This is a genomic window from Collinsella aerofaciens (assembly GCF_015670745.1).
Lineage (GTDB): Bacteria > Actinomycetota > Coriobacteriia > Coriobacteriales > Coriobacteriaceae > Collinsella > Collinsella aerofaciens_T.
The window spans coordinates 23,479-36,004 of the sequence record NZ_JADPCH010000023.1; the positions used below are offsets into that span (position 1 = coordinate 23,479).

Here is a 12,526-nt window from a genome sequence, read left to right on the forward strand (position 1 = left end):
CACACATTGGGACGTAGTTCAACGGTAGAACTCCGGTTTTTGGTGCCGGCTGTTGGGGGTTCGAATCCCTCCGTCCCAGCCAAAGAAACAAGCCTCTCGAACGCATAACCGATCGGGAGGCTTTTCTTGTGAGCAAGCGGAGGGATTCGAACCCGCAAGGAATCTACCTATATAAGACAGACGCCCCAGGCCCATAACGACCAAGAGCGCCTTGCATCTAGAATTATCAGCCCTGTTCCGAAAAGCGAGCCGCATGCAACAACCAAGTAACCACAGGCCCCGGGAGAGCGGGGACACCGGCTTAGGTTTATCGCGAGTTCCGCACGAACAGGAGGCCACTTAATGTGGCCTCCGTCGTGAGCAGGACTGTAGAGCAGGAAACCTAAGCCGGTGTCCCCGCTCTCCCGGGGCCGGCGGAATCTAATTGTTCAGCATGCGGTCGAAGCTTCCCGAGTCGCCATCCCGATAGTCTGCGGTCATCAGAATCTCCTGCGGAATGCGCCCGCCTTCACGCAGCACGTTGCGGAACTGCACGCGCGTGACCATGGGCAGATCCTTGATCGTCGCTGCCAGGTTCTGCGGCACGCCCTGGTTGGCAGCCGCGGGCTCGCACTCGCCGCCGGCCTTCACGCGACGCTTATGCTCGGCGAGCATGGCGCGGTACATGCCGGCATGCAGGCGAATCTCAACCACATTGGCATTGCGAGTCTGCTCGACAATGCGCGCGCCCTCGCGATCAATATCGCCTACGTAGTAGACGTAGTTAAAGCGATAGCCAATCTCAGCCAGATAATCGTCCAAGGCATGCGAGACGCTCGCCTTGCATCCGCCGCCAAAAATCACGCCGCCCACCTTGGTACCAAAGAGCTTGGCATGTTTGCGTCCGCGCAGGAGTTTGACGATCTCGTCGTAGGTATCCAGGTTCTCGACCATAATGAACGGCTTGTCGGCACCCAGCGTAAAGAAGCCCGTAAAGTGCACGGGGCGATTGGGGGCGACCTTGATCGCCTGCATGCTAATGCCCTTTTCGGTCATACGCCTGATCAGGCGCTCACCGTGCTTGCCGTCAAAAGCCTTCTCGTCGTTAAAGATCTGGTAGGCACGCTGGCGGCGCGAGGCAACCGGCGTATCGGCACCTCGGTTCTGTTCGATCCAAGCCTGGATGATTGCGATTTCCTCGGCAATCTTGCGGTTGGACATCTCGTTGTGCTGAGTGCGCTGCGGAGCCTTTTTGCCGTCCTTGCCCTCGACCTTTACGATCTGTGTCTGCTGCTCCTTGATCTTAGAGAGCGCCGTAGGCGTAGGGACAACTTTGAGCAGCTGCCTGCCTAAAACGCGGGCAAGGGCAAACGCCGAGACCTCGCCGTGGACTGCCGACTTGGGCTGCTGGGCAGCGGTATCTGCTGCGGTAGACTCCGGCTTCTTCTGAGACTTGCGCTTAGAATCGCCTTGGGAATTGCGCTCGCGCTTCGGCATAGGCGCCTGCTTCTGCGGACGATCGGACTTACTCTCCTTCGCTGGCTGGCGCTTAGGCTGCCCCGAAGAAACCTCGACCTTCGCATCCTCGTCCTGCGGCGTGGTCTTCTCGGCTGCAGTCTCGGCATGGGAACTGCGGCCCCCACGATGGCGACGGCGGCGAGGCTTGCTCGACGCGCCCTGCTCCGCCTGCTCATCAGTAGGTTGCTGACCCTTGGCCTCGGCATCAACCTCAAGCTGCGGCTCAACAGGCTTTTGCTCGCGAGCCACCGGCTCAACGGCCTTCTCGTCCTTCTCGCCCTGAGTGGTCGAAGCCGGCTCGCTCTTCTCCTGACGCCTTACGGGATACGCGCGCCCCGCAAAACCACGTCCGGGACGGCATGAACCCGGAGCCTTCTTGGCAGACTCCTCAACATCGTCTGCAACCTCAGAAGACTCTTCAACCTCACGCGCGGCATCCTGCTGTGCAGCCTTAAAGTGAGCACCGCGACGGCGCTTGGGCTCTTGGGCCTCCACGGGCTTTTGCTCCTTCGTGGGCTTCTGCGACTCGGCAGCAACCTCGGTCTCAACAGCCTCGGCATCCGTCTCACCCTTTTGAGCAACGGCGCGACGGAAGCGCTCCTGCTGGGCGCGGCGCTGCGCATCGCGCTTGCCACCCCCGCCAAAACCGCCGCGTCCTGCCTTGGCCGTAAAGGCACGCACGACGTTCTCATCGAGCAACTCATCGGTATCGACATGCTCACGCGGAGCAGTTTCTTCCACAGCAGGCACGTCAGCGGAATCCTCGACGACAAAATCCTCGACGGACTCGGCAGGCTGCTCCTGGGCATCACGGATCTCGGCATTGATGGTATAGAACGCCGGGCGCCCGTTAATGCCGCTACCCTCGATCTTGGTCACGATATTTGCCGCGATAAGTTCATCGCGCATCGCCTTGGTGTCACATTCCTTATCGACGGAGCGGAAAATTTGCGCCAGCGCACTCGACTTAATCTTGAGCGCCTTGCGGCAGAGCAGGTCGTAGGCAACCAGCTTGGCACGCTCGGCAGAAAGCGACGTCTGGCTGCTCAGACGTTCAGCCAGGGCATCGACATTATTTTGGTTATCGGAATATACCGTCTTGGCCACGGGGCCCCTTTCATATGTACACATATACGTCTATATGGTACAACGCGCGCCCTTATCCACGCAAAACATCTGCGAGAACACTCGGGCGTCGCCCGCTTTTGCATGAAAAAAGACCGAGTCCGCGTCGTTGCGGACCCGGTCTTTCCGAGTCATATGGATGGAACGGCTAGCCCATCAAGCTGACTAGGCCTTAGCAGCCTCGGCGTCGGTGGGAGCCTCGGCAGCAGCAGCGCGGCCATACTCGGCCTTGCCCATCTCGGACCACTCGGGCTCCTCGTCGGGCATGGAACCGGCCTCCTTGCCGAAGAACTCCTTGAGGCAGTTAACGGCGACGATGAGGCCCAGGACCATCAGCAGGACGGCGAAGACAAGCTGCAGGCCCTTGGTGGCGGCGACGGAGACGGCGGCCGTGGTGGCGGTAGCCGGGATGGTGCCGAAGAAGCCGTAAGCCTGGACAGCGGCCATGCAGCCCATGGCGCTCTGGACCAGCGAGGTGAAGGTGCAGCAGAGCAGGAAGGCGACGGGCACGTAGAGCATCCAGCCCTTGCGGCCGGTGCACTTGCAGAACACGGCGAGGGTGATCATGGTCATGCCGCCGAGCAGCTGGTTGGAAGCACCAAAGAGCGGCCAGATGTTGGCATAGCCACCAAAAGCGAGGGCGAGACCGGGAAGCAGGGTGACGACCGTGGCGAACCAGGGGTTGCCGAGGACCTTCATGTAGCCAGCCTTGGACTCGATGGCCAGGGCGTCGTTGGTCTGGGCAAAGAACTCGGAGAACGAGGTGCGGGCGATGCGGGCGACAGCGTCGAGCGAGGTCAGGGCCAGAGCGGAGACGTTCATGGTCATGAAGACAGTAGCGAGCGTGCCGTCAACGCCGAAGGCCTGCATACCGCGGGAGATGCCGGCGGCGAAGATCTGGAACGGGGTGGAAGCGACACCGGCGTTGAGGGCGCCGGTACCGGCGGTGTTCATATCGGAGAACATGATGCCGGCGACGATGATGGCAAGGATGCCGACGAAGGACTCGACGATCATGGCGCCGTAACCGACCTTGACGGCGTCCTGTTCCTTCTCGACCTGCTTAGAAGAGGTGCCGGAAGAAACGAGGCTGTGGAAACCGGAGAGAGCACCGCAAGCGACGGAGACGAACAGGACCGGGAACATCATGCCGGAGGCAGTGGAGAAGCCGGTGAAGACCGGAGCGGTCATCGTAGCCTGACCGTTGACGCCCAGGACGACGATGCCGAGGACAGCGCAGACGATCATGACGATCATCATGATGGAAGTGAGGTAGTCACGCGGGGTCTTGAGCATCTGGATGGGCATAGCGCCAGCGAAGACCAGGTAGACCATGACGACGGCGAACCACTGGAACTTATCCAGGTAGACCGGGAACTGCATACCGACGGCGAACATGAGAACCATGAGGACAACGCCGGTGACGAACTCGGCAGCGCCGGTGAGGTTGAACTTCTTCTGGGCCCAACCAAAGGCGATAGCGACGAAGGTGAACAGGATGGAGATGGTACCAGCGCAGCCGGCGGCATAGGACTTGGTGAAGTCGATGGCACCGGTAGCAGCACCAGAAGCGTCAACGGCCGGGGTGAACATGAACGTCTTGCAGACCATGTCGGTGAAAGCGGCGATGACGATGATGCAGAACAGCCAGCAGAACAGCAGGAACAGGCGACGGCCGGTCTTGCCGATGTACTTCTCGATGAGCTGAGCGAGCGACTTGCCGTTGTTCTTCATCGAAGCGTACAGAGCACCAAAGTCGTGGACTGCACCAAAGAAGATGCCGCCGACGAGGACCCAGAGCACGACGGGCAGCCAGCCAAAGGCCATGGCGACGATCGTACCCGTGACAGGGCCAGCACCGCAGATCGAGCTGAACTGGTGCGAGAACGCGGTGAAGGCGGAGACGGGCGAGAAGCTCTTGCCGTCCTTCATGCGCTTGGCCGGCGTGAGGGCCTCTTTGTCAACGCCCCACTTGTTGGCCAGCCATCGGCCATAGCCCAGATAGCCGCAGGCGAGCACCGCCGCGGCCACAACCATGAGCAAAACTCCGTTCATTACATTTCCTCCTCTAAAAAGAACTTCCTAGACATAAAAAATGAGGGCCGTCGGTTGCGCTCGACGGCCCTCATCTTCATCAGCCGCCCGTTATCGTACGGGCTAGCTGTATGTGCTAACCCGCATCAGATAATTACTACGCTGATAATGTTTAGCTGATGCGTGAACATGTCTAAGAAATCCTCTTCAATCATGATGTGAACGATCCGTGCGTGTTCACATCCCCCAGTGGTTGAAAAGGAGTATGAAACTTTAGTTACCTAAAGTCAACGCAAATTTGTAATGAATTTTCAACTTTTTTTGAATTTCTCGGTATAAAACACCACTGACCTCGGACTTTACCCCACGACAGTTTTTGCATGAGAGATGCCCCTCGGGAGCGGGCGGGCGTATACAAGGTTTCCTGCTCTACAGTCCTGCTCGCACGGAGAGCACATTAAGTGCTCTCCGGCTCGTGCGGAACTCGCGATAAACCTTGTATACGCCCGCCCGCTCCCGAGGGGCTCCCATCCCAAATGCGGAGCAAAGCTCCGCACACCAACTTTTTTCTTTCAGCTAAAGAACGCCGGAAATTCGACACTAGCTTGTTAACTTTGCTGGACGTTGTCGACGCCAAACCAGCTCAGAAGCTATATCGACACAGAAAGGTCCCCGGACGGAGGGGCCGGATATAAGGTTTATCGCGAGTTCCGCACGCAAAGAAGGCCACTTAATGTGGCCTTCGTCTTGCGCAGGACTGTAGAGCAGGAAACCTTATATCCGGCCCCTCCGTCCGGGGACCGCGCCGTACCAGCTACAGCGTCATGTTCGGATCGGCGTCGACATCGAACGGCGAGATTTCGCCTCGGTCGAATTTACGGCGAGCGACCTCCGCGATCATGGCTGCGTTATCGGTACAGGCAGACAAGGGCGGCACCGTTACGCGAATCCCCTGACGCCCAAGCTTCTTGATCATCATCTCGCGCAGATGCGGGTTGGCCGAGACGCCGCCACCGATGCAGTATTCCTTGCATCCGGTAGCGTGCAGTGCGTTTTTTGCCTTCTTGTACTGCACGTCAAAGACAGCTGCCTCAAACGAAGCCGCCAGATCGGGAAGGTGAATCGTGCGCCCGGCCTTGGTCTCTTGCTCGATGTAGAGCGTCACCGCCGTCTTGAGGCCCGAAAGTGAGAAGCGGTAGTCCCCCCTGCTGTTAAGCGCACGGGGGAAATCGATCGCCTTGGGGTTGCCCGTCTCGGCCAGCTTAGAGATGATGGGGCCACCGGGATAGCCCAGGCCCAGCGCCTTGGCCACCTTGTCGAAGGCCTCGCCCACGGCGTCGTCGAGCGTCTCACCGAGCACCTCGTAGTCGCCCCACGCCTTCACGTGCACGAGCATGGTGTGCCCGCCCGAGACAAGCGTGAAGATGAACGGCGGCTTGAGGTCGGGCTGCGCCAGCAAGTTGGCAAACAGGTGCCCCTCCAGATGGTTGACGCATACGAGCGGCTTACCGGCAGCGTAGGCAAAGCCTTTGGCAAAGGCAACGCCCACCACGAGGGCGCCCACCAGGCCCGGACCCTGTGTCACGCCCACGGCGGCAAGCTCGCTGGGGGCAATGGCTCCACCCTCAAGACCAAGCGATGCTGCGGCATCCTCGAGCGCCGCATCCACGACACTCACAATCACTTCAACGTGTTTGCGCGAGGCGATCTCGGGCACCACGCCGCCAAAGCGGGCATGAAAATCAATCTGTGTCGATACCTGGTTGGCCAGCATATTGCCATCCGCATCGATAATCGCCACGGCCGTCTCGTCGCAGGAACTCTCGATAGCGAGCACCAGGCGGCGGCGCTCAATTTCGGCACGCTCCCCCTCGGAGCGCCCGGGCGCAGGCAGCGGCCATACGCGCTGCTCTGCCGCCGTCGGCTCGGGCGAAGCATTGTCGACCGGAAGCACCAGGGGCAGCGGAGCCGTCATGACGATGGCATCCTTGCCGGCACCATAGTAGCCGCGGCGCCGTCCTGCCTCGGTAAAGCCCAGAGCGTTATAAAGCGCAATCGCGCCCTCATTGCCGTCCTCGACTTCGAGCGAAGCCGTGGTGCAGCCGAGCATCTGGGCATCATAGCTCACGTGCGACAGCAGCTTGCGGGCAATGCCCTCACGGCGATGTGCCGGATCGACGGCGACATCCAGAATCTGCACATCACCGTCCAAGACCATACCGCCGGCAAGGCCCAGCAGCTTGCCGTCGTCGTGTGCCACCCACCAACTACGCGGCGCAGCGACGTCCTCGCCCAGTTCGGACAGGAACATGCCCGGCGTCCACGCCTCGTGTCCGGCACCTTCAAAGCAGGCAGCCTCTAGCGCGCTCGCGCCCTCGGCATCCGCCGCGCCCATGGGACGGAACTGCAGATGACGACCGGCGAGCTCATCGGCAACGCCCGTAATTTCGCTCTGCGCACTCTCGGCAAGACCAAGACGCTTGCGCTCGTTTTCCTCGGCATCCGAAAGGCGCGTGTAAATCGGCAGGACGCGAGCCGGATCGCCGTCACCCGCAGCGTGCGCGAGCAGCAAGCCCTCGCCCGAAGGCCACCACAGGTCGCGCTCCACGCAGCGAGCGGTCTCGTCCCCACCCAGCAGCTTGCCATAGCGCACGAGACCGTCACCGGTCAGCTGAACCTGGTCCCAGTCCGCCGCTTGGCGCCACTCATCGAGCGCCACGGCGGCCTTGACCACGTGTTCGCGCTCAAATTGACGCTCGGGACCCTCATCGACCAGCATATACAGCGCCGGATATACCTCACCGCGCATAGCATCGGCCAAGATACCAAGCTTGCCGCGCACGCCAGCCTTCCACGCCGTCCAAGCGCAAGCGTCGAGCGTCGACACGCCCAGCAGCGGAATATTGGCACCACGCGCGAGGCCCTTGGCAGTGGAGATGCCGATACGCACGCCCGTAAACGACCCCGGGCCGCGACCGACAACGTAGCAACCAACATCGCTGCGATCCAGACCGGCTTGATCCAGCACGCCATCAACGGTATTCACGAGCTCAACGTTTGCGTGACGGCGACACATGTGGTCGCCACTCACGAGCTTCGTCTCGCCCGTCTGCCCATCAATCCAGCTTGCCGCGCAGGCAAGCATGTCGGTCGAGGTATCGAGCGCCACCACCAGCGCGTTATCGTTATGCAAGCTCATCTTGTACAGCCTTATCAATCAAATGGGAAAGCTCCATTGCGCGGTCACCGTGCGCCTCGAGCATTATCGTTCGCACATCGCTGTCGCCCTCATCACGCTTGAGCGTCACCGAAAGATACTCATCCGTCAGCTCGTCCTGGAATTGTTCGCCCCATTCCAGCAGGCAAGCACCCTCATAGCCCAGCACATCGAAAATACCCGTATCCTCGAGCTCGTAGGCATGCTCCAGGCGGTATAGATCAAAGTGAAACAGTGGAATACGACCTTGATCGTGAACGACCATGAGCGCAAACGTAGGACTCGTAACCATATGCCCATCGCCCAGCCCGCGCGAGACGCCCTTGGTAAAGTGAGTTTTGCCCACTCCCAGGCCACCGGTCAGGATGAGCACATCGCCGTCCTCAAGGCACGGTGCAATTAGCTCGCCAAAGTACTCCGTATCGGCAGCGCAAGTCGTTTTGTAAGTACCTACCCCCAGGCGCTCCAGGGACATATTTGCTCCTTATTATTCCGAGGCGTCCTCTGGTGCGGGATGTCGCTCCAGATAATCGCCCAGCATCTTAAAGTCTTCCTCCAGCAGCTCCTGCCACGCCGGATTGCGCAGCGCTGCTGCCGGATGAAAAGTGGGCATTACTACAAAATGCCCCATCTGGTGGAACCTGCCGCGCAGCTTAGTAATACCAATCTCGGTCTTAAGCACAAAGTGTGTCGCGGGGTTGCCGAGCGTCACGATAATATCGGGCCAGATGCTTCGAATCTGCTCACGCAAAAACGGCGAGCAAGCCAGCACTTCCTCGGGACGCGGATTGCGGTTTCCCGGCGGGCGGCACTTAAGCACGTTGGCAATGTAGACGTCTTCGCGTTTGAGCCCCGCCAGCGACAAAATGCCGTTGAGGTCCTCGCCTGCCGCCCCCACAAAGGGCTCGCCCTGCAAATCCTCATTGCGGCCCGGCGCCTCACCAATAAACATCACGCGAGCGCGGGGGTTTCCCACGCCAAACACGATATTGTGACGCGACTGGTAGAGCTGGCAGAGGTGACAATCGCCCAGAACGGCCTCAATTTCCTCGAGTGCGACCTCACGTGGTGCCTGATGGGTATGGCCGGGGATGTGCATGACGCCCATAGCGGCTCCTACACGTAGGCCTTGTCGAGACGCATGCCAAAGCCGCAGGCGACCTCGTAGTTAATCGTTCCGCGCAGTCGGGCCATCTCGTCCATAGTGATCTCGGCATCGCCATCGCGGCCGACAATGATCATCTCGTCACCATACTCGGCCTCGGGAATCTCGTGTGCCGGGTTGGACTGAATGGCGACCATAAACTGGTCCATGCAGATATTGCCAACCTGATGCACGCGCTCGCCGCGATACAGCACATCCATACGATTGGAAAGTGTACGCGATAGGCCGTCGGCATAACCGATCGGCAGCGTGCAGATCTGAACGCGCGTACGCGGTACGCGGTAGGTAAAACCGTAGCCCACGCCTTCACCCATCGCAGGGTGTGCCACGCGCGTCACGCGCGCATGGACGCTCATAACGGGATCAAGCTGCATCACGCGGCCACTCAGCTCGCACGGCTGCATGCCATACAAGCCAACGCCGGCGCGAATCATATCAAAATGCATCGAGGGGTCGAGCATCGAGGACGGCGTGTTGGCGCAGTGCACGATACCGCACTCAAAACCCGCATCCTTAATGGCCTGAACGGCCTCGGTAAAGCGCTGACACTGCAGCTTGTAGTCCCAGCCCGAAGGTTCATCGGCCGTGGCAAAGTGCGTAAATACGCCGTCGCACTGAATACCGCGATGGAAATTTATACCGCGGACAAAGTCGAGCACCTGCGTGTAGTGAACGCCGATACGATTCATGCCCGTCTCGATGGCGAGATGATACTTGCCCACTTTGCCCGCCGCGACGGCACATTCGCCATACGCAAGAGCAAAGTCAGACGTATAGACCGAGGGCATGATATCAAACTCGAGCAACGTCGGAATGGCCTCGATAGGCGGCTCACTTAGGATGAGGATGGGTTTCGTAATCCCGCCCTGTCGGAGCTCAACGCCCTCGTTAACCGTCGCCACGGCAAACATGTCGGCACCGGCCGAATACATGATCTTGGCGCACTCAACAGCTCCATGACCATAAGCATCGGCCTTGACCACGCAGCACAGGCGCTGACGTGGATTCAGCAAGTTCTTATAGGCCCTCGTGTTGCGACGTAGCGCCCCGCGGTCGATCTCGACCCAGGACCAGCGCGTCAAATCGGCTTTATTCATGATTAGTCATCCGACCCTTCGTCCATGATTCCCAGATCTTCGAGCGCATCCTTTGCCGCCAGTTCCATGGCGGGACCGATCAAGTCGATAAGATCGGTCGCGATGACACTCTTCTCACCATACTCCGTCACCGCGGCAAAACCGGCGTAGCTGTGAAGTGCGACGGCGTACGAATACAGCAACTCCCAACGATCCATCTCGTCGCGCATGGTGGCAAGCGTGCCGGCCAAAATACCCGCGAGAACATCACCCGAACCGGCAGTTGCCAGAGAAGCCGGACCCGAGAGCGGCAGCAGCACACGCTCAACGCCACAGATAGCCGTCGTCGGCCCCTTGGCAATGACAACCAGGTTGTCGGAGCCTGCAGCCCAGACAACCTTCTGCGCGGCCGCAATCGCGGTACCAAGGTCGTTCACCTCGTCACCGGCAACCAGACGCGAAAGCTCACGATAGTGCGGCGTCATAACCAACGGCTGCTCGCGACGATACATCTCGGGGTTACTATCAATACCGTCAATGGCAATCTTAGCAAGGCAGTTGAGTGCATCGGCATCCAAAATAAGCGGTACATCAAGCTCGAGCAAGCCCGAAACCACCTGCATAGCGCCGGCAGATGTCGTCATACCGGGACCGCACAGTACACAGCTGTACTTCTTTGCAATCTCGCACACCGTCATGCGCGCAGCGGCGCCAAAGGAGCCGCGGGAATCAGACGGAATAGCAAAGACGGGAATCGAAGGAAGTGCCATGCGAATAAGATTGGCGCAGGCGTCAGGAGCCGCGACTGCCACGTAACCAGCACCCGCGCGAGCTGCAGACTTGGCCGCCATAATGGCAGCACCAGGATATTGCGCAGATCCGGCGACAATAAGCACAGAGCCACGGGAATACTTATCGATATTCGTAGGTAGTGGGGCAAAGTAATCAACTAAGTCACCGGGCTCGACAATCTCGGCGGCGTGGTCGACATCATCGATGACCTCGTCAAGACGGTCGTAAAGATTGCCGCAGATCAAATCGCCAGCATACTCAGGGCCATCAGCGCTATACAGACCAATCTTGGGCGCAATCATCGTCACCGTATGCTCGGCACGAATGCAGTCGTCATCAACAACGCCCGTCTCGGCATTCAGGCCCGAGGGAACATCAATGGATACGACACAATCGGCGCATTCATTGACCGTAGGAATCCAGATGGAGAACGGCGCACGCAGATTTCCGTGGAAACCGGTACCAAAAATGGCATCGACAACAACATCGGCCTTATCGATCAAAACCTCGAGTTCGTCACGCGAGGGGCCGACGCAAACGTGCACATCGCGGCCGGCAGTACGACGAGCAACATGACGTGCCAGAGCAGCAGGAATCTCATCCGGCTCAACCGGAGAAACGATATCCACGTCCACACCCTTATGGCTCAGGATATCGGCGGCAACCCAACCGTCGCCGCCATTATTACCAAAACCGACCAGAACGAGAACCCGATCGGGATTGAGCTTCAAGACCTCGTTGGCGGCAAACTCACCCGCTAGCTCCATAAGCTCGGCCTTCGAAGTCCCTTCGCGTTCGATGATATCCTCGAGACGAACGACTTCTTCGGTACTCAAAACCGGTTTCATCTATGCTCCTAGCGTATCTTGCGAAGCATCGCCCAGGTGCTCCGTCAATGCTGAATTCTGCAGCTGCTCAAGCTCATCTAAAACAGAGCGAGCCTCTTTAAATGTCTGCGCTACGCGTTTCTTGGTGCTCACCTTTTCCTCTTTTGGCTTAGGCCGAGCATCTTCGGTAATCGCGATGGCATTCGCAACGGCCAAGTCTCCTGTAAGCGCAATGGAAAGAGCGACCTCAACAACACCCAGTTCTTGAGCGATCTCGAGAGCACGGCCCGAAAGCAGCGCCTTCGGTTTGCCGAGTTTATCACGCGTAACCGAAACATCCTTGCGACCCACGCCTTGACTAAAACCCGTGCCGAGAGCTTTAAGTACCGCCTCGCGCGAAGCAAAGCGGCTCGCATAGTGAGCAGCGGGACGCGATGATGCATCGCAATACGCACGCTCTTCTTCGGTAAACACACGCCGAGCAAACGACGGCGTCTTTTCAAGAATTGATTTCATGCGGGAAATCTCGACGATATCAACGCCGATACCAGCTTCAGCCATGTTCACCTCCATATCGCACAGACTAAGTTATTGTAGCCCGTTCGCAGAAGATGCGACAAACGAGGGTTATAAAACACAGCTACTATGTGAGACAAAAGCCCGTAAACGCAAAAAAGGGGGAGGCCGCGAGGCCTCCCCCTTCTCAGTTCAAGCGTACGGCTCGGTGCCGTCCACCGGTCAGCGGCGCCCTGGCCTCCCACGGGCTGACCCCGCAGTACTCTCGGCGCGATGG

Annotated in this window: 8 protein-coding genes and 1 tRNA gene; 1 reads left to right on the forward strand and 8 read right to left on the reverse strand. The window is 59.2% G+C overall.

The window, feature by feature from the left end; all coding sequences use genetic code 11:
* Positions 1–7: 7 nt before the first annotated feature.
* A tRNA-Gln gene (locus I4W07_RS08165) sits at positions 8–82 on the forward strand.
* A 338-nt stretch (positions 83–420) separates the two neighbouring features.
* Here the strand turns inward: I4W07_RS08165 and I4W07_RS08170 are convergent.
* The 8 genes from I4W07_RS08170 to acpS all read right to left on the reverse strand — a co-directional run bounded on the left by I4W07_RS08170 (position 421) and on the right by acpS (position 12,294).
* Positions 421–2,604 carry a hypothetical protein gene (locus tag I4W07_RS08170; protein WP_196026294.1) on the reverse strand — a complete coding sequence of 728 codons (2,184 nt, stop codon included), beginning with the start codon at positions 2,602–2,604 and terminating at the stop codon, positions 421–423.
* 183 nt (positions 2,605–2,787) lie between these two features.
* Entirely contained in the window at positions 2,788–4,677 is a 1,890-nt protein-coding gene (locus I4W07_RS08175; protein ID WP_196026295.1) for a carbon starvation CstA family protein, read from the reverse strand.
* A gap of 793 nt (positions 4,678–5,470) precedes the next feature.
* The gene (gene tsaD / locus I4W07_RS08180; RefSeq protein WP_196026296.1) at positions 5,471–7,855 is read right to left on the reverse strand and encodes a tRNA (adenosine(37)-N6)-threonylcarbamoyltransferase complex transferase subunit TsaD; all 2,385 of its coding nucleotides are present in this window, start codon (positions 7,853–7,855) and stop codon (positions 5,471–5,473) included.
* On the reverse strand, positions 7,842–8,348 hold the full coding sequence (tsaE, locus tag I4W07_RS08185) for a tRNA (adenosine(37)-N6)-threonylcarbamoyltransferase complex ATPase subunit type 1 TsaE (RefSeq protein ID WP_196026297.1): 507 nt from the start codon (positions 8,346–8,348) through the stop codon (positions 7,842–7,844). The genes tsaD and tsaE overlap by 14 nt, the downstream gene beginning before the upstream one ends.
* A gap of 12 nt (positions 8,349–8,360) precedes the next feature.
* On the reverse strand, positions 8,361–8,981 hold the full coding sequence (locus I4W07_RS08190) for a uracil-DNA glycosylase (protein WP_006235848.1): 621 nt from the start codon (positions 8,979–8,981) through the stop codon (positions 8,361–8,363).
* Positions 8,982–8,989: 8 nt separating this feature from the next.
* Entirely contained in the window at positions 8,990–10,135 is a 1,146-nt protein-coding gene (gene alr, locus I4W07_RS08195) for an alanine racemase (protein WP_196026298.1), read from the reverse strand.
* A gap of 2 nt (positions 10,136–10,137) precedes the next feature.
* Positions 10,138–11,754 carry an NAD(P)H-hydrate dehydratase gene (locus I4W07_RS08200; protein ID WP_196026299.1) on the reverse strand — a complete coding sequence of 539 codons (1,617 nt, stop codon included), beginning with the start codon at positions 11,752–11,754 and terminating at the stop codon, positions 10,138–10,140.
* Positions 11,755–12,294 (reverse strand): holo-ACP synthase, encoded by a 540-nt coding sequence (acpS, locus tag I4W07_RS08205; RefSeq protein ID WP_196026300.1) that lies wholly within the window; start codon positions 12,292–12,294, stop codon positions 11,755–11,757. It abuts the gene before it with no gap.
* Between the last annotated feature and the right edge of the window lie 232 nt (positions 12,295–12,526).